This is a genomic window from Sphingobacterium athyrii, from assembly GCF_003071065.1.
GTDB classification, from domain to species: domain Bacteria; phylum Bacteroidota; class Bacteroidia; order Sphingobacteriales; family Sphingobacteriaceae; genus Sphingobacterium; species Sphingobacterium athyrii.
In genome coordinates this window covers 157,560-175,849 of record NZ_QCXX01000005.1, presented here as the reverse complement: position 1 = coordinate 175,849, position 18,290 = coordinate 157,560, and the positions used below count along the sequence as shown (strand labels likewise).

The following is an 18,290-nucleotide window of genomic DNA, read 5'->3' as shown; positions in this document are numbered from 1 at the left end:
AGCTTTAATCTCGACGATGAACAGATCTGATGATTCATTCTTAAAAAATATGAATGTTGGAGATGATTATGTTGTAGTTAACCAGATAGCTACGGATTGCCTTGTTAATTATCAAAGAGATTCAAGTATATTTGTCAGCTTAAACGAGAAGGGGCTTAGTAGAAGTAGAAACAAGGCTATTCAATGTGCAAGTGGTGATATCGGTGTAATCGCCGATGATGATTTGACATATGTTTCTAACTATCAAGAGATTATTAACAAAGCTTATGCCGAAAATCAAGATGCTGACATAATAATATTTAAGGCGAATTCCTTTGGATCGAATGTTAGAAAATTGCATGATTTCGGAAAAAATTCACGAAGACTTAGTTTCTTTGATATATTAAAAGTATCATCTGTTTTGATAACATTTAGAGTTCAGTCAATAAAAGATAATAATATATATTTTGATGAACGCTTTGGTTCTGGATCGGGGAGCTTTTCATCTGGAGAAGAAAATATATTCTTAAAGGACTGCCTCGACAAGGGTTTGAAAGTTTACTATTATCCTGCAATAATATTAAATATTGATTTAAGTGAAAGTTCATGGTTCAAAGGGTTCAACAAAGATTATTTTATTTCTAAGGGAGCCCTTTTCAATATTCTATTTAATAATTTTAGTATGTTTTACAGTTTGATATTTTTGCTCAAAAATTATAAAAAATTTGGTAGTGAGCTGACATTCGGGCAGAAAATTAAATGTATGGTGGAAGGTAAAAGAAAGGTTAACAAATAATGAAATTATGCTTTTTTATTGGATATTATCCATTTGTAAAAGGGGGGGCGGAATATCAATCAAAATTGATTGCTGAAGAGCTTTCTAAAGAGCACGATATTTTTTTTATATCAGTTAGTAATAATCATATAGCTAATGAAGTAATTCATCATGATGAATTTAAAGTTTATCAATTGAATTATAACTTGCTATTAAACAAAGCCACGCTTTATTATCCGCTAGCTTGGGAAATCAATAGGATTTTGAAAAATGAGAGGCCAGATGCTATCTACCAAAGAATTCTTAATTCTTTTTCATATCATTTGTCGCAATATGCTAACAACAGGTCAATTCCTCATTATATACATGTAGCAGATAAATACAGTTTACTGTTTGATGGTAAAAATCTTTCTACATACATAAGGAAATATCTTTTCAATGGATTAAATCTGGCTACAACAAAATTTATTACCCAAAATAGGGAACAAACAAAATTATTAAATAATTTAAAGATAGCCCCAGTATTACAGATTTATAATATGCATCCGGTTCCGGATTTTAGCTATAATGAATGTTTAAATAGCAAAATACAAGCTCGAATTAAAAGTATTGTTTGGATTGGAAGTTCTAGGCCTGTCAAAAGATTGGAACTATATCTCGAACTTGCTAAATTATGTGAGAATTTAAAAGATTTTAGGTTTTATATTATTGGTCGTATCGAAGAGGGGGAATATGGATTTAAGTTGATGGAAACTATTGAATCATTAAAAAATGTAGAATATCTCGGGGAGCAGGAGAACAGTTTTGTAAATAATTTTTTGGAGAAGGAGGCATACCTAACCTTAAATACAAGTAAAAGCGAAGGTTTCTCAAACGTTTTTATACAGTCTTGGTTAAGGGGAGTTCCTGTCTATTCACTAAATTCCAGTCCAGACGATTTGTTCGATTCCTATAAGCTAGGTCGTTATTTTAATGATGATTTTGATGAGCTAAAAAATTCTCTTTTAGATTTTAACGCTAACAATGATTACTTAGAAATGGCAAATGAATGCTTAAAGGTATCTAGAGAATTATTTTCTTTAGAAAAGTCAATAGGAGAAATTAAAGCTATATTATGAACATATTATACATCCATCAGTACTTTAAGACCCCCAAACAACCCGGAGGAACTCGGTCGTATTGGTTGGCGCAAGAACTGATCAAAAACGGACATTGTGTAACTATTGTTACGGCGGGGGATGATGATTCATTATACGATGAAGAGCAGGAAATAATTATAGATGGAATAAAAGTAAAATATTTTAATATTCGCTACAGCCAGAGCATGTCTATTTTAGCGCGATTAAAATCCTTTATGGCTTTTATATACAAAGCTAGTCTTTATTCTTTAAAGCATAAAGACATAGATTTGGTCTTTGCCACATCTACACCACTTACGGTTGGAATTCCGGCTTTATTATTAAAACGGTTTAAAAGGATTCCATACATATTTGAGGTAAGAGATCTTTGGCCAGAAGTTCCTATTCAAATGGGAGCATTGAAGAATAAATTTATTAGAAAATTAGCCGTTATTTTAGAGAAAACGATTTATAGAAATGCAAAACATGTAATTGCTCTTTCCCCGGGTATGGAGGATGGTGTCTTAAAATATATATCCAAGGATCGTACGTCCATGATTCCGAACATGTCAAAAAAAGATGAGTTTTGGCCAAGGGAAAAGAACTTACAAAAAATATCAGACCTAGGTTTAGATATGGATACTTTCAAAGTTGTGCATTTCGGTTCTTTAGGCTTAGCCAATGGGGCACATGCGATTATTGAATCTGCAAAGATACTTGCCGAAGACTCGACCGTTGAGTTTCTCTTTGTTGGAGGGGGGGCGACGGAGCATACATTAAAAGAGAAAGTGATAGAATATGGTTTGAACAATGTGAAATTTTTGGGTAAATTTCCGATGAAAGATGTATCAGAGATAGTAAACTTTTCGGATGTATCTATTGTCTCTTTTCTAGATTTGCCAATTTTATATACGAATTCTCCAAATAAACTTTTTGATTCATTATCTGCCGGAAAACCAATTATAGTAAATTCTGCGGGTTGGACGAAGGAGCTTGTAGAAAAGTTTAATTGCGGTTTCTATGTAAACCCCGTTCAACCTGTACAACTTGTAGAGAAAATTAAGTATTTGCAATCTAACCCGTCCATAGTTGCCGAAATGGGAGAAAAATCCCGATGGTTAGCAGAAAATAAATATGATAAATCTATTTTAGCAAAGCAATTTGTTGAAGTTATAGAGCGGGTTATGAAATGATAAAATTATGTATAAATTAATTTTTAAAAGAGTCCTTGATTTCCTGGTAGCCTTTGTAGGTTTATTTATATTAAGCCCGATATTTATTTTGGTAACAATTGGCCTATTTTTTGCGAATAATGGTAAACCCTTCTTTTTTCAAACTAGGCCAGGTGTAAAAAATAAGATATTTCTTATCATTAAATTTAAAACAATGAACGATAAGAAAGATGTGCTGGGAAATTTATTACCTGATGCCGATCGTTTGACCCCTATTGGGGCATTTGTTCGAAAAACATCTCTTGATGAGATTCCTCAGCTTATCAATGTGCTTAAAGGTGATATGTCTTTAATAGGGCCTCGACCATTATTGGTTCAGTATTTGCCATTATACAACGATTTTCAAAAGCGAAGACATGAGGTCCGCCCAGGAATTACAGGGTGGGCACAAGTGAATGGCCGAAACGCTATTTCTTGGGATCAGAAATTTAAATATGATGTATGGTATGTAGATCACCTGTCCTTTTTATTGGATTTAAAGATTTTCTTTTTGACAATTAAAAAAGTGTTTGTAAGAGAGGGAATTTCTGCAGAGGGTCAGGCAACTATGGAGGCTTTTAAGGGAAATAATAATGAATAAATTGGTTTTATATGGCGCAGGTGGGCATGCGAAGGTAATAGCTGAACTAGCTGAGCTAAATTATTATGAAGAATTGACTTTTTGCGAAGATGAGCCAACAAAAAAACAAATATGGAACTATCCCATCGTTGCAAAAATTGGTAATAAGGAAAAATGCGTGATAGCGATTGGAAATAATGCCGTTCGCAAAAAATTAGCAATTGTTCTTAAAAATGCATTTGTTACTTTGATTCATCCCCAATCTCAAATTTCGACTCGCGCTATGATCGGGAATGGAACGGTAATTATGGCTGGTGTGACTATAAATACAGATGCTCAAGTCGGTAATCATTGTATTGTTAATACCAATGCTTCAATTGATCACGATTGTATTATCGAGGATTTTGTACATTTATCACCGAATGTGGCCTTAGCAGGAACAGTTTCGATAGGAGAAGGTACCCATATAGGGGTTGGAGCATGCGTAATACAAGGAATAAAAGTAGGTAAATGGTGTACAATCGGGGCGGGTGCTGTAATTATTAGAGATGTGCCAGATGGTTGTACGGTTGTAGGTAATCCAGGGAGAATAATAAAGAAATAAAAATAAATTTTTACTGTTATGTCAAATAAAATATGGCTTTCGTCCCCCCATATGGGGGGAAATGAGTTGAAATATATTCATGATGCATTTGATAATAATTGGGTAGCCCCTTTGGGTCCCAATGTGAATGGATTTGAGCAGGACTTGGAGCATTTTTTAAAAACTGATGTTAAGGTTGCTGCATTATCGGCAGGAACAGCAGCGTTGCATTTGGCGTTAATTGAGTGCGGTGTTGGCTATGGTGATGAGGTGATTTGTCAGTCTATGACATTCTCTGCTTCAGCAAATCCTATTGCATATCAAGGCGCTATTCCTGTATTCGTTGATTCTGAAGCAGATACATGGAATATGTGCCCAATTGCTCTTAGAGAAGCTATTAATGATCGTATACGTAATGGGAAAAAGCCTAAAGCAATTATTGTTGTGCATTTATATGGAATGCCTGCAAAAATGGATGAAATTATAGCCATTGCTGAAGAATTTGAAGTTCCAGTTATAGAAGATGCGGCAGAAGCTTTAGGTTCTAAATATAAAGGTAAAGCTTGTGGAACATTTGGACGTTTTGGAGTCTTGAGTTTTAACGGAAATAAAATTATCACAACTTCTGGTGGGGGAGCATTGGTTTGTCATACTCATGAGGATAAGGAGAAGGCCGTGTTTTTATCTACGCAAGCTCGAGATAACGCTCCGCATTATCAGCATTCGCATATAGGCTTCAACTATCGTATGTCTAATATTTGTGCAGGTATAGGACGTGGTCAAATGGAAGTACTAGAACAACGTGTTGAATCACGTCGTGCTATGACCCAATTTTATGTAGAGTTATTTGCTGATTTTTCTGGGGTAAAGGTTTTTACTGAGCCATCGGAAGATTTTTACTCAAATCATTGGTTGTCAGCAATTGTTGTTGACCCACTTTTAGCTGGATTTACGCGCGAAGATCTAAGATTAGCGTTATTGGAAGATAATATTGAGTCTCGCCCTTTATGGAAACCTATGCATTTGCAACCAGTATTCAGTGAAGCTCTATATTATGGACATATGGTAGCAGAACGACTATTTGAGCAAGGACTATGTTTACCATCGGGTACTAATCTGACAGATTCGGATAGACAACGTATAAGTCAAGTTGTAAATAAACTGCTGAGTCAGGGAGTGTAAGTAGGATATCTTGGGAAATCGGATTTTAGATTTGTTTAGTTTTGAGCGAACCAAATCATTTTAAGAGTGAATTTTATTGGCACCAGATATAAATTCTTGATTTTTGAAATTTACCACGAGGATTTTTCGGCACTAATCTTGATAGTGTGAGAAAGTTTTATTACTATTTTAACAATCATTTTATGTCATTATGGATAAAAGGATTATTTTTGACACGGAAATAACAAGATAAATTTTATAATTATTAATAACGCATGCAATTAATTTCTAAATACACTTTAACTTTAGTGTTTTGTATGGTATCACTAGCACTGATCTGCTCCTGTGGGTCTCGAAAGAATATGGTTTATCTCCAACCGGATTCTACTCAGATCAATACACTCTATGAACAATATATTCCAAGGATTCAAGCAAATGATATTTTAACGATTGTTGTGACAGCCGCTGATCCAAAAGTGACAGTGCCTTTCAACCCTGTAAGTTCCATGACTACCAATATTACTCAGCAATCAGATATGGCCATGAAGCCAACATATACTGTTGATGATAAAGGAAATATAACTTTGCCAATGTTGGGTAAAGTTTATGTGAAGGGACTAACTAGGATTCAAGCTATAGAGAAGATTAGGTCCGAACTTAATCAATATATAAAGGATCCAGGCGTCAATATCAATTTTAACAATTTTCGAATTTCCGTCCTAGGCGAAGTTGCTAGACCTGGATCTTTTATTATGCCAACTGAACGTATTACCGTTCTGGAAGCATTGGGTATGGCCGGAGATATGACCATTCGTGGGGTTCGTGAAAACGTTATGTTAATTCGTGAAGTCGATGGTCAAAAAGCAATGCATCGTTTAGACTTAACGCAACAAAATACATTAAATTCTCCCTATTATTATTTAGCGCAAAATGATGTGATTTATGTTGAACCAAATAAAGCCCAAATTAACAACTCAAAATTAGGGGCAAATACAAATATCATTATTTCGATTGCCAGCTTATTAATTACTGTAATCTCAGTATTAACCCGCTAATATTTTATGGAACAACCTATACAAATTAAGGAAAAACAAGAGGAAGAAATTAATCTAAGACAATTATTTGAACAGTATGCATATTACTGGAAATGGTTTGTTATAGCAATTATATTAAGTTTAGTCACGGCATTCCTTTATTTGCGTTATGCACAAAAGATTTATAGTACAACTGCAAAAATTTTGTTAAAAGATGAACGTAGTGGATCGGCTGGAGAATTGGCAGGAATTGCTGAATTAAGTAGTAGTATGGGACTTGGTGGTAGTCGAGCGGCTTTTGTAACAGATCAAATGGAGGTACTAACTTCCCGGAGATTGATGCGTAAAGTCGTCAATAAGCTTCACTTAAATATAGTTTATTCTGCACAAGGAAATATTCGATCAACCGAAGTTTTGGAAAAGGATATGCCTTTTGTGGTACTACCACAGGGAAGGCAAGACTCTATAATCAGTTTGAAAGCAAAGCTGTTGAGTGAAAATGAATTGCTTATTACAAATACTGTATCTGGTGAGAAATTAAAAGCTGGATTAGGTAAAGTTGTGAATATTTGGGGAAATAGTGTTATATTCCATCGGAATAATGATGTTAAGGTTGATTTAGAAGGAGAATATAGTGTTAATGTTCTATCTGAGGATTGGGCAATTGATGCTAACTTAGCTGCAATAAGTATTACTCCGGGTACTGAAATCCAGTCCTATATTGTTAATTTTTCAATGGTTTCCACACTAGGGAAAAAAGCTGAGTTAGTTTTAAATTCATTAATAGATGCCTATAATAACGATTTGACCAATGATAAGCTTCGTATGACTCGAGCTACATCAGATTTTATTAATAAACGTTTGGTATTGATATCGAAGGATTTATCTGGTGCAGATGAACAGGCTGCTGAATTTAAATCTGCAAATTCAATGGTCGATATGGCTACAGAAGCAGGTGTATTTCTAAACAATGCTTCAGATAATGACAAAAAGGTTTTAGAATACCGTACTCAATTGGAGCTCGTTGATCATATGAACGATTATTTAGCAAAACAAGAAGCTGGGAAACTATTGCCTTCTAATATAGGGTTGCAAGATGCATCGATAGGAAATGCCATTGAATCTTACAACAGACTAGTTCTAGAACGTGATGATCTTTTGAAATCCGCTTCAGATCAAAATCCAGCGGTGGTATCACTTAATGAGAGAATATCTGAAAGTGATAAAAATATTCGTCAATCTCTTAAGAACTATCAAAATGTAACACAACTTGCGTTGAATAGTATTAAGAGTAAGTCAAATGAAATAAAAAATAAAATTAGTTCTATTCCAAGTCAAGAGCAAGGGTTCAAAAAGATATCAAGACAGCAACAGATTGTTGAATCTCTTTATCTCCTATTGTTACAAAAAAGAGAGGAGAGCGAAGTAAAAGCTGCCGCTACACCAGACAACTTGAAGATTATTGATTCAGCGTATACGTATCGTAAGCCAGTATCTCCTAGAAAGGTAATAATATTGCTAGGTGCATTAGTTATCGGGTTTCTAATTCCTTTTGCAATTCTCTATTTAAAATTTTTATTGGATAACAAAATTCACTCAAGAAAAGACATCGAGGATATTGTAAAGGTACCAGTCTTAGGCGAAATACCTACTGCTGAGGATACCATTGTTCATCTAAATGATCGATCTTCTTTGGCGGAGGCATTTCGAATTCTGAGGACTAATATGAACTTTATGTTTGGCTCTGAAAAGAAAGACTCTGCTAAAGTGGTTTTTGTTACTTCTACGATTTCTGGTGAAGGTAAATCTTTTGTCACGACTAACTTAGCGCAAATTTTATCGATGTCGGGAAAGAAAGTTGTTTTAATTGGCGCAGATATAAGGAGCCCAAAAGTATTGGATTATCTTGGTTTGTCTCATCTGCAACATACTAATGTTGGGATTACCCAATTTTTAATTAACCCGGATATGGATTTGAATAATATTATTATTAAAAAACCAGGCAACTATGATTTTGATGTAATATATTCAGGATATATTGCTCCTAATCCGGCAGAATTATTAATGAATGGACACTTTGATGATGTGATCAATTATACTCGTAAACATTATGATTACATATTGGTAGATACTGCACCAGTAAGTTTAGTAACAGATACCTTATTGATTGCGCATAATGCAGATTTAACACTATATGTGTCGCGTGTAAACTATTTGGATAAGCGGTTGTTGCAAGTGCCGCGCGAACTGTATGTGGAAGGCAAATTGAAAAATGTTGCTGCAGTGGTAAATGACGTGGACTTTGCACGTGGCTATGGATACGGTTATGGTTACGGCTATGGTTATGGAGATAAGGGAAGTAAAAAGAAAACTGGCCTTGCTAAGATTTGGCAAGACATAAAAGATCGATTAAATATAAAATAGATTCCCTTAGGAATTAATTTTGGCCTTATTGTTGTTTAACCCCAAGTCGAATACCTGACTTGGGGTTTTATTTTATAATAATTATCGATGCAATCCGTTATGATTGTAATATTTTTAATACTAATCAACTCACTATGAGAAAAAAACTATTATGTGCAGCAATAGGGACTTTAGGCTTTATGATAGGAACTGTTTCAGCACAATTTTCGCGCCCTGTTAGTGTAGGAGCTGGTGCGGGTGTTGCATATAATTTAACAGATCTAGCTAATGTAGAGGCTAAATTCGCCTTTTATGGTGAAGCAGATTACTTAATCAATCCCTTTATATCAGTTGGTCTGCGCGGTGAAAAAGGAACATTAAGTGGTAACGGCTATAATAGTGATTTCGAAAATCGTTACTTCGCAGGAAACTTAAATGGTAAAGTTCGTTTAGGACAGTTTATGGGACATGCAGACAATTATAGTTATTACACACTACAGGCTAATACACTCTCACGTATTCTTTCCAACGTCTATGTTGGTGCGGGGGCAGGACTTGTTAAAAATCGCATTAAACGTAATATTGACCCCATTTATGCTGATGCAATTACCAGTCAAGGTGGTGAACTTGCAGACGACTTAGGTGAAATCCATTTTGTAGTTCCCTTAAATGTTGGGGTAGACATTCCCTTTGGCCGTACTTTATATGGTCCCCAATGGGCAATCAACGTCAACTATCAGCATACACTAACAACCAATGATAATCTTGACGGCATAAAAAACAAAAGTAATGACCAGTATGGCTTTGTATCGTTAGGTGTAAAATATGCACTTTTCAATCGTAAATAAGCTAAAGAACAACCTAATTTAATTAATGAACAATGATAACGATAATAAGACAGATTTATAAAAATCGTTTGTTGGGTATTGGTGCTTTGGCACTTTTAATCGGTTTCTCTGCCTGTAAATCAAACTCAGCAATGTACAAAGCTCCCAAGGTAAATGCTTTTCGCGGAGGAAAATTACCTGCGCCTCCGGGAATGGTTTATATTCCTTCTGGCACAATCCTTTTTAAGGGATCTTTAGATAGTGGTAATGTAGGCAAGAACGTAAGTGTAAGTGCTTTTTTTATTGATGAAGCTGAAGTAACAAATAAACAGTATCGGGAATTCGTGAACTGGGTTGCAGATTCAGTAGCAGTAACGGATTACCTGCAGGATGACCAATACTTTCTAGAGATGGCAGGTGAACAAGTTGGGCAGCGTAGAATTAATTGGGCAAAGGTTAAAAGGATATCTCCTTTATGGAAAAGCAATGATCCAAGTATTCAAGAACGCATAGCTCCAATGTTGGAAATGCGCGGTAACCGACGTGCACTCAATCCAGAGGTCATTAAATACCGCTTTTCTTATTTACAGTCAAAGGGCAATATGAAAAAAGCTTATGTGACGGATTCTGTTGCGGTAATGCCTGTAGAAGATATTTGGACAAAGGATTTCCCCAATGCGCAATTAGCCTCCTTAGATGCGAATTATTTTACGCATCCTTCTTTTGACTATTATCCTGTTGTAGGTGTGACATGGAGACAAGCTCGAGCATTCACCGATTGGCGTGCAAGTGAAATGGCAGCCACCGTATTGAAAAACTCTTACCTGAATGGTTATCAATTGAGTCTGAGCTTACCAACAGAGGCCCAATGGCAATATGCGGCATCAGGCAAATTGGATCCGCAGGATACAATCGCTGGATCAAGATTTACTATTGATGGAACAGAAGGCAAGAAAAAATTAGCGGTCAACTTTAAACAAGGCGAAGGTACTTATTCCCGTGATGGTGCTACATTCACCTTACCGGTTAAATCGTATATGCCTAATGCTTTTGGCGTGTACAATATGGCTGGAAATGTGTCTGAGTGGACATTGGATGCATACAGTCCATCTGCAGTGGTATTTGTCAATGATCTTAATCCAGCGTTGTTATATGATGCCAATGCAAAGGATGGCGATGCTTTGAAGAGAAAGGTTGTACGTGGTGGTTCCTGGAAAGATAATGGCGAACAATTAAATAGCGAGACTCGTAATTATTCGGTCGATTATGAACCGCATTCTTATATTGGTTTTCGTTGTGTAATGTCTGCATTTGAAATGCCGACCGTACAAAGTAAAACACGTAAATATTAATCTTGGCTGTAAATATAAACATGATTACGATGAAAATGAAAACAGTAATGACAGCTTCCATGACCTTGGTCGTTGGGCTGTTGTTCGCTCAGCAAGAGACGAAAATAGATACAGTTCCTAGAAATCAGGATACCGTAAATAACGTAATTTCCGGAATTCCGGTTGAATCAGGGGAAATTAATCCGGACACGATTCCAACGACAGACGGATTTTATCAGGCCAATAGCATGGAAGATGCTGTACCTTTCGCTTATCCTGAGGTGAACAGGAAAAATATCCGTTTTTATAAGCGTGTATGGCGTGATATTGATCTAAAGGATGAAAAGAATGGGATATTGGCTATCCCGGGCAATTCCCTGATAGAAGTGGTGATGAAAGCCATTGAAAAAGGAAAGCTATCGCTTTATAGCCCTGATGATGATTCTTTCAAGGGAAGATTGAGTGCACAGGAGGGAATGGCCCGTTTTGCGGACAGTGTATTGGTGCCCATCTTTGATGGTGAAGGAAATCAGATTGACTCGAAAATGGCGCTCAATGAGTTTGATCCTGCTCGTGTGACCAAGTTTCGGGTTAAAGAGGATATCTTTTTTGACAAACAGCGCAGTAGATTGGAAACACGCATTATTGGTGTTGCTCCGCTAATGAATATTACCACATCCGCGGAGCTGGCTGAGTCTGTGGGGGCAACCCCTGCGTTTTGGCTGTATTTTCCGCAATTGCGTTATAGTCTGGTACAGGTGGATATTTCGGATCCGGATAAAGGTCTCTATGATATGACCATGGATGATTTCTTTGTACAGAATAAATTTGCGAGCACAATTGTCCGCGAATCGTCTCCGGGCATGTTGCAGAATTTAAAAGAAACAGAAAATGGTGGACAGTTATTGGATGGACGAAAAGTAGAAGAGAAGCTGGATGCTTATAAAAAGAAATTATGGAGCAATCCAAAAGGCGTCAAAGCGGAGGAATTGGAAGGAAATCAATCCAATCAATCTCAGCAGGAAAATAACCAATCTAAACAGCAAGGGGAGAGTACAACCGAAAATTCGGAAAGCAATACCTCGACTGAAGAAAAGCTTTAAAACAGTGAATTAGAAATTGAAAGCGAGTTGCGCTATGGGAATAACGCAACTCGCTTTCTTTGTTTAAATTTAATCACTATCCTTGCCCAGAAACTTTGAATAGGTATGGATCAGTGGAAAAGCGATCGCTTCTTCTGGAGCATATTTGACATAACGTTTGAAATTTTGCCATAGACGTTTTGGCGAATCTGGGCGGGCGAAACGGGCTGATTTCTTGCTGTTGTCGAACCTTTCATCCTTGAAACCGAAATTTCCGGAATACCACACTTCATCGAGCATCCAATCTGTTTCAATATTTTCAGGATAGGGAAAGGGTAGATCTTTTTTAGGGAGTCCTAAATTTTCAACTAAAAGCTTATGCAGGAGATGAATCCATTTCAAGATACCAGTCTTTTTGTAAATCTGTTCCAGTGATTCATTATTTATTTGGGAAGAGACTGCGTGATAAAGTCTTGCGGAATCACAAAACTGACGGAGGCCTATCCCATAAGTAATCAAATGCTTTAATATGTGAATGTTGACTTGCAATAATTGTAATTCTGGAGCAAGTAATCGAACAGGGATTTCATTGATGATGATATACTGCTTTGCGGGTTCGTATTTTTTTATCAGCTTTCTGAGATAATTTTTTCTCAGGGGGCTACGGAAATCAAAAGTCCTTTTATGATGCTCGATATGAATTCCTTTAAAGTTATAATCTAAGCTGAATCCAGCAGTATCCTGGAAATTGATCTGTTTTTCCTTCAGATAATTTCGGGCCTTTGCATAGCCCTCGTCTTCAAAACAGAAATCAATATCTCCACTGATCCGATGGTTGGGAATTCGATAATAGGAAGCAACTCCTTGACCTTTTTGTAAAATGGGACGGATATCCTGCGCACTAAAAGCAGTAAACTGCTCCGCTATCACACGATTCATTTTTGCATTGTGCCGTTCAATCTGATCAACACGTACAGCCCATTTCATCCGTAGAGACTGTGGTGGAAGCTGATTTTCTTCTAAAAAAGGAAAGCTATCGTAAATTAAACCTTCAATCGTATGGTTGATGGCATAACGATGTATTTTATTCCAATCATCTATTGTTAGTGGTTGATTTTGAGATAAAGTTCCCTCTCCCCATAAACCTATTCGTAGCAATTGAAAAAATATATCCTTTAGTTGGTTGTCCATTTGGATGATCTGCAAAAAACAATTTGTCCCAAAGATAATGATTTCCATGCGATAATAACAGAACCGACGTCAAATGTGACCGTTTTGAAAAGCGCTTTTCTGGAAATTTGCATTTATTGTTTTACGGGGAGATCAATATTTAATTTATTAATTTTGCATTCGCTTAATTATTTTCGAAGTCATGAAATTAAATCCTATGCGTTAAAAAACACATTGTTGGTTCAAAAAGGCTCTTTTTTGAAAATGTAAGGCGTTAAGTCTATTTCAGGTACGATAAATGTAATGGTATAATAAGTAAGAGGGAGCTTCAAATATTTAATTACGGAAAGGGATACTTTTTAATCGCATTCTGCGATTAAAGTATATAATATCATTATAGAAGTTAAATGAATAATTTATGGAAGGAAGGCTTGTCTGTCAACAAGCCTCGTTGGATAATTTTGCTGTTGGACATAATTATTGTCGCGACAGCATTTTTTATCAGTTATGTTCTTATATTCAAGCATAGAGGAGGAGTTGAGATAGATGACATGATCAGACAGGCGCTGCTTGTTTCGATCGTCTATTTGTTCTGGTTTTTTATTTTCGGTACGTTTAAGGGAGTTGTTCACAAGACCGGTATCCGTGAATTGCAACGTATTGTCCTGGCTGTTGGATTGGCTTATTTTTCCGCTGTACTCATTTCTAAAGGAATAGAGTGGCTGTATCCCTCCTATGATGCGATGTTACCTTTTTCGGACACACAGCTTCTTTTTCATGCACTGATTGCTGGTTTCGGCATGACCTTCAGCCGTGTGCTTTATCGGGCCTTGTATCATGAGCTGATGTGGGGAGGTAAAGACAACCGTATTCCGGTAATTCTCTTTGGTGCGGGCAATATGGGGAACACCACCTTTCACTTTATACATACCACATCCCGCAACAAATACCGTATCGTCGCCATTATGGACGATAATCCACATCGTATAGGTAATCGTATTCAAGGTTTTAAAATCCATGATATAAATGTCCTAAATAAAGATTTTGTACAGCGGCATGGCAACGCTTCTGAAATTATTATAGCGGTGGATGACCGTAAACCGGAGCGTTTAAATAAAGTATTTCAACTTGCCGAACCGATTCCGTTAATTGTTAAGATGATTCCGGATACTGCCCGTCTATTGGCGGGAGAAGTAGCCACAAGGCAGATCCGAAGCTTACGTATTGAAGACTTATTGGGACGCAAAGCCATTGATCTGGATAATCCTGCCATTGCTTCTGAAATGAAAGAGCAGATTGTTCTTGTCACAGGCGGGGCCGGTTCCATCGGTGGCGAACTGGTGCGGCAGCTTGCTCATACCGATCTAAAACAGCTTATCGTGGTGGATCAGGCGGAGTCGGCTTTGTATGATATTCAGCAGGAATTAAGTAGTTCCAATCATTTTTCGCGCTGCATGTTTATTGTAGGAAATGTTCGGGATGAGTCTTTTATGGAGACGTTGTTCCAGTTTTATCGTCCTACCTATGTCTTCCATGCAGCAGCATACAAACATGTGCCTTTGATGGAAGCCAATCCTTATGAGTCAATTTTGACGAATGTCTGGGGATCTTACAATGTGGCACGGTTGGCAGATAAATACAATGTATCTAAGTTTGTGATGGTCTCTACCGATAAAGCGGTGAATCCCACAAATGTCATGGGGGCTACGAAACGTGTTGCCGAAATTGCTATTTCAACAGTCAATATAAACTCAAAAACCAATTTTATTGTGACTCGTTTTGGTAATGTGCTGGGCTCGAATGGTTCAGTTATACCATTATTTGAGAAGCAGATGCTGAAAGGGGGGCCACTCACCATTACAGATGAGAATATAACCCGATATTTTATGACCATACCCGAGGCCTGTCAATTGGTACAAGAGGCTGCGGTAATGGGTAAAGGAGGCGAGATATTTGTCTTTGATATGGGCGAACCAGTGAAGATTATGGATCTGGCCAAGCAGATGATCCGGCTCAAAGGCTATAATTATCCCGAAGATATTGATATCAAAATTGTCGGCCTGCGTCCAGGAGAGAAAATCTTTGAAGAGCTTTTGGCCAACGGAGAGAACACGGAGAAAACTTATCATGAAAAAATCATGATTGCCAAAGTAAATACGCCAGATTTAGCATTACAGCGGTCACGTGTGGAGCAATTATGTAAACTTGCGAAAGCGGCTGATCCAAATGAGGATAAAATGCGTTTGGTGCAGCTGATCAAGGATATTGTACCTGAATATCGCTCGCAAAATTCAGTTTTTGAAACTTTGGATAAATAAAATAAACGCTATATGACTTGGGCTTAAAAGTATTTTGTTGCGAATGTAAAATAGGAACTAGTGCGAAGTCTAACTAGAAAATCGTAAATTAGAGAGCACTAATAAGAATATCCCGAATGGATAATAATCCGCCAGAAATATCAACATCAACTCACGACCAGGTATTAAGTATGTATTCAGCTGGTGATCCTGAACATCCCCACTGGTATATCTACGATTATGAAAATCACCGAAAGGTATTGGTAGAGGTGGATCCTCAATCAGGCAAAATACACTTTCTTAGGCAACTATGATTGTTGCTATACTCTCCAGATAGCGCTATTTAATCCTTACAAATACAACAAATGATTTTTAAATTATTGCGATTCGATGGGAAGGTAGATGATAATATATTCAATGGTTCCTATTTTCTAGAAATTAGAGTGCTGGGGTAAAGCTACCTGTTTTGGCTTCTATTTTTTTACGGATTTATAAATAAGAAAAACTCCCCTATCATCGGGCTATGCAAGGGGAGTTACCTTTTTATTAACTAATTTTATGAAAAGTATTCTATTGAAATTCAAGATGATTTAAAATAAAGCCTCCAGATGTAAATCGGAGGCTTAGCTATAAGTTGGTTTTTCCTTTAACCGGCATAACTAAGTTACGCAATAAATATTTTAATATCAAAAAGTTTTGGATTTGTTTTCTGCTTAATATTCAATATCAGCGACTGACGTTACTAGGCAGGTATAATCCCGATCATTGGGCGTTCACCATCGCCGTAGAAGTAATCGAAAAGAACTGCTGGTTCAATTCCAAATGATATAGCAATTGCGCAAGCTTCGTATGCATATAGTCGGTCAAACTTATTATCAAATAGTTCGTTTAAAGTCGTTTCCTTAATTCCAGAAGCTGTCACTAGTTCTAGTTTAGAATTAAAATAAGGTCCCAATAAATCTTCTAATCGGTTTTTTGAAGATTTAATAGATTTTAGTTTGATAGATGGAATCGTCTTAAAGAATAGATCACAAATTGTTTTTAAATCTAACTCCAAGGATTTTATAACGTTAAAAAAAGTTTTAGCGGTTAATTTTGCAGTTTCCTTTTCCAAAAGCCAGTCTATGGCCTCCATTTTCTGAGAGAGTACTGGGTGATTTTTATATTTTTCATTTACGTATCCTTTTAAGAAGGAACGAAATGAAATCGTGTTGTAAAGTTTGTAATCAAGTTTTATCATATTAATTTTTTAAAAACGAGGATTTTCTTGTTTTTTAATTTAAGCCTTTGTATATTTGTTATGTAATCAGTTAGTCTGATTAAGTCTCGAGCACGAAACGGCAAATTTCAAATGACACGGGACGTAGGGTTTGCGCGCCCCCACACTTTTTGTATCTTTACAACAAGGAGGGGTAAGCTCCCTATTTGAAGCTGTGTCTAGGCTCTTTGCCGTGCCCGTGTTCAGTGGATAGTAGCGGAGCTTACCTCTTCTATATTTTGGAGGAGCTTCCACTTCCTTCCCTCGAGACTCTTAGTAATAACCCAGCTATTTAAATTATGAAAGAGCTAGAGTCAAGTACATCATCATCACAACGACGGATCAAGGATCAGTGTCGGCAACATGCAGCAATCCTGCTTATTAAGAACAAACGCTGCCCACCGGAGTAGTATCAAAGAGCTTAAAATCAACAACACGCAATACTTATAGTATTAAAATGCCCATTAAGAAAGGCCCAAAAAGCCGTCCTTATTGGTACAATGTGGTTGATTTTGCCGACCTAATTTTTTCAAGATCAATGCCCGACAATTGCACTATCCTCGTTTCTTTTATTCTTAGCAGCTTAAAAGTACGGATTTTGCGATTCATAAGCAAAGATTCTAAAAAATAAATATAGTTTTTCTATAAAAAAGGTCGGTTTTTCATTTTCTATATGGATGCGGTATCGTCCATATCTATTCACCCGTAATTGTCTAGCACCGCATCTGAAGACCTATTAATAGTTCTATTTATTTACCGGAGTGGCTCAGGCCAGACCCCTGGGATGAAATTGCTGATCCCGATCGGACAGGTAGTCTCTGCCTTAGATCACTCCATTAAAACTTGAAAAATGAGACATTTTTTTAGGGCAGGAGAGATCTTGCCCAATCAAAAGACAATAAAACGGTATAGTACCCTACTATCTATCCTATGCTTAGTTTCTATGTTTAGTTTATCGGCTCAGACGCCCCGCAAGGAAAGCGGGGCCGATGGGCTAACTCAACGCCCTATTAACATAGGTGATGCCGTGCCTGATGATTTTTGGAAACAAGAATTTACTATTTATAACAATGGGCATTTATCTAAATCAACTCTTGCTCCTTTCAGAGGGAAACTTCTGGTATTAGATTTTTGGTCAACAACCTGCTCTCCTTGCTTAATTCACCAAAAGGAAATTGCATTCTTTAAAAATAAGTACGGCAATGAAATCAATGTTGTTATGGTTAACTCCGTGCGTACTAGAGATGATATACAAAAGGTTGAAAGACTTAATCAACGATTGAAACATAGTGATTTTGGTTTCAAATCCATACACTCTATTATAGACGATGATTACCTCCATCGCCTATTCCCGTTTAATGGATTCCCCTTTTATGTCTGGATAAATCAGAATGGTAATATACAGACTTATACGATGCGCAACTTATTGGATAGAGGTTACAATGCCCCTTTTGTGGACCCAACACCTAGAACAAAGTAAA

At 36.8% G+C, this 18,290-nt stretch carries 15 protein-coding genes; 13 read left to right on the top strand and 2 right to left on the bottom strand.

The genetic code is table 11. The features are described 5' to 3' along the window. Positions 1-16 precede the first annotated feature (16 nt). From DCO56_RS18670 to porN, 11 genes are all read left to right on the top strand, one after another. Positions 17-775, top strand: coding sequence for a glycosyltransferase family A protein (locus DCO56_RS18670; RefSeq protein WP_181390615.1), 759 nt, complete (start codon positions 17-19; stop codon positions 773-775). Next, positions 775-1,872, top strand: a complete 1,098-nt coding sequence (locus DCO56_RS18665; protein ID WP_108635277.1) for a glycosyltransferase family 4 protein — start codon at positions 775-777, stop codon at positions 1,870-1,872. Before DCO56_RS18670 ends, DCO56_RS18665 begins: the two co-directional genes overlap by 1 nt. Then, the gene (locus DCO56_RS18660) at positions 1,869-3,065 is read left to right on the top strand and encodes a glycosyltransferase family 4 protein (RefSeq protein ID WP_108635276.1); all 1,197 of its coding nucleotides are present in this window, start codon (positions 1,869-1,871) and stop codon (positions 3,063-3,065) included. Before DCO56_RS18665 ends, DCO56_RS18660 begins: the two co-directional genes overlap by 4 nt. Positions 3,066-3,072: 7 nt before the next feature. Further along, a complete protein-coding gene (locus DCO56_RS18655) occupies positions 3,073-3,684 on the top strand; it encodes a sugar transferase (RefSeq protein ID WP_108635275.1) in 612 nt (203 codons plus the stop codon). Continuing rightward, positions 3,677-4,267: an acetyltransferase gene (locus DCO56_RS18650; RefSeq protein WP_219929418.1), complete on the top strand. Its 591-nt coding sequence runs from the start codon at positions 3,677-3,679 to the stop codon at positions 4,265-4,267. Before DCO56_RS18655 ends, DCO56_RS18650 begins: the two co-directional genes overlap by 8 nt. Before the next feature lie 18 nt (positions 4,268-4,285). Next, entirely contained in the window at positions 4,286-5,428 is a 1,143-nt protein-coding gene (locus tag DCO56_RS18645; RefSeq protein ID WP_108635274.1) for a DegT/DnrJ/EryC1/StrS family aminotransferase, read from the top strand. 254 nt (positions 5,429-5,682) lie between these two features. Beyond that, positions 5,683-6,462: a polysaccharide biosynthesis/export family protein gene (locus DCO56_RS18640; protein ID WP_108635273.1), complete on the top strand. Its 780-nt coding sequence runs from the start codon at positions 5,683-5,685 to the stop codon at positions 6,460-6,462. Positions 6,463-6,468: 6 nt separating this feature from the next. After that, positions 6,469-8,865: a GumC family protein gene (locus DCO56_RS18635; protein ID WP_108635272.1), complete on the top strand. Its 2,397-nt coding sequence runs from the start codon at positions 6,469-6,471 to the stop codon at positions 8,863-8,865. A 134-nt stretch (positions 8,866-8,999) separates the two neighbouring features. Next, positions 9,000-9,692 (top strand): outer membrane beta-barrel protein, encoded by a 693-nt coding sequence (locus DCO56_RS18630; protein WP_108635271.1) that lies wholly within the window; start codon positions 9,000-9,002, stop codon positions 9,690-9,692. 32 nt (positions 9,693-9,724) lie between these two features. Continuing rightward, entirely contained in the window at positions 9,725-11,023 is a 1,299-nt protein-coding gene (porK, locus tag DCO56_RS18625; protein ID WP_108635270.1) for a T9SS ring complex lipoprotein PorK/GldK, read from the top strand. A 29-nt stretch (positions 11,024-11,052) separates the two neighbouring features. After that, positions 11,053-12,105, top strand: coding sequence for a type IX secretion system ring subunit PorN/GldN (gene porN / locus DCO56_RS18620; protein WP_181390613.1), 1,053 nt, complete (start codon positions 11,053-11,055; stop codon positions 12,103-12,105). Positions 12,106-12,174: 69 nt separating this feature from the next. Here porN and DCO56_RS18615 read toward each other — a convergent pair whose 3' ends face one another. Beyond that, positions 12,175-13,323: a nucleotidyltransferase domain-containing protein gene (locus tag DCO56_RS18615; protein ID WP_108635268.1), complete on the bottom strand. Its 1,149-nt coding sequence runs from the start codon at positions 13,321-13,323 to the stop codon at positions 12,175-12,177. Between the two features lie 338 nt (positions 13,324-13,661). Here DCO56_RS18615 and DCO56_RS18610 point away from each other — a divergent pair, with 338 nt between their 5' ends. Next, entirely contained in the window at positions 13,662-15,572 is a 1,911-nt protein-coding gene (locus tag DCO56_RS18610; RefSeq protein ID WP_108635267.1) for a polysaccharide biosynthesis protein, read from the top strand. Positions 15,573-16,293: 721 nt separating this feature from the next. Here DCO56_RS18610 and DCO56_RS18605 read toward each other — a convergent pair. Beyond that, the gene (locus DCO56_RS18605) at positions 16,294-16,791 is read right to left on the bottom strand and encodes a hypothetical protein (protein WP_108635266.1); all 498 of its coding nucleotides are present in this window, start codon (positions 16,789-16,791) and stop codon (positions 16,294-16,296) included. A gap of 868 nt (positions 16,792-17,659) precedes the next feature. Between DCO56_RS18605 and DCO56_RS18600 the strand changes: the two genes are divergently transcribed. Continuing rightward, positions 17,660-18,289 (top strand): TlpA family protein disulfide reductase, encoded by a 630-nt coding sequence (locus DCO56_RS18600; RefSeq protein ID WP_108635265.1) that lies wholly within the window; start codon positions 17,660-17,662, stop codon positions 18,287-18,289. The last annotated feature ends 1 nt before the right edge of the window (position 18,290 follow it).

Coding starts and splice junctions, on each gene's coding strand:
- DCO56_RS18630 (WP_108635271.1), top strand. CDS start 9,000: ATGAGAAAAAAACTATTATGTGCAGCAATAGGGACTTTAGGCTTTATG.
- DCO56_RS18605 (WP_108635266.1), bottom strand. CDS start 16,791: ATGATAAAACTTGATTACAAACTTTACAACACGATTTCATTTCGTTCC.
- DCO56_RS18610 (WP_108635267.1), top strand. CDS start 13,662: ATGAATAATTTATGGAAGGAAGGCTTGTCTGTCAACAAGCCTCGTTGG.
- DCO56_RS18645 (WP_108635274.1), top strand. CDS start 4,286: ATGTCAAATAAAATATGGCTTTCGTCCCCCCATATGGGGGGAAATGAG.
- DCO56_RS18660 (WP_108635276.1), top strand. CDS start 1,869: ATGAACATATTATACATCCATCAGTACTTTAAGACCCCCAAACAACCC.
- DCO56_RS18615 (WP_108635268.1), bottom strand. CDS start 13,323: ATGGAAATCATTATCTTTGGGACAAATTGTTTTTTGCAGATCATCCAA.
- porK (WP_108635270.1), top strand. CDS start 9,725: ATGATAACGATAATAAGACAGATTTATAAAAATCGTTTGTTGGGTATT.
- DCO56_RS18640 (WP_108635273.1), top strand. CDS start 5,683: ATGCAATTAATTTCTAAATACACTTTAACTTTAGTGTTTTGTATGGTA.
- DCO56_RS18635 (WP_108635272.1), top strand. CDS start 6,469: ATGGAACAACCTATACAAATTAAGGAAAAACAAGAGGAAGAAATTAAT.
- DCO56_RS18600 (WP_108635265.1), top strand. CDS start 17,660: ATGAGACATTTTTTTAGGGCAGGAGAGATCTTGCCCAATCAAAAGACA.
- DCO56_RS18670 (WP_181390615.1), top strand. CDS start 17: ATGAACAGATCTGATGATTCATTCTTAAAAAATATGAATGTTGGAGAT.
- DCO56_RS18650 (WP_219929418.1), top strand. CDS start 3,677: ATGAATAAATTGGTTTTATATGGCGCAGGTGGGCATGCGAAGGTAATA.
- porN (WP_181390613.1), top strand. CDS start 11,053: ATGAAAATGAAAACAGTAATGACAGCTTCCATGACCTTGGTCGTTGGG.
- DCO56_RS18655 (WP_108635275.1), top strand. CDS start 3,073: ATGTATAAATTAATTTTTAAAAGAGTCCTTGATTTCCTGGTAGCCTTT.
- DCO56_RS18665 (WP_108635277.1), top strand. CDS start 775: ATGAAATTATGCTTTTTTATTGGATATTATCCATTTGTAAAAGGGGGG.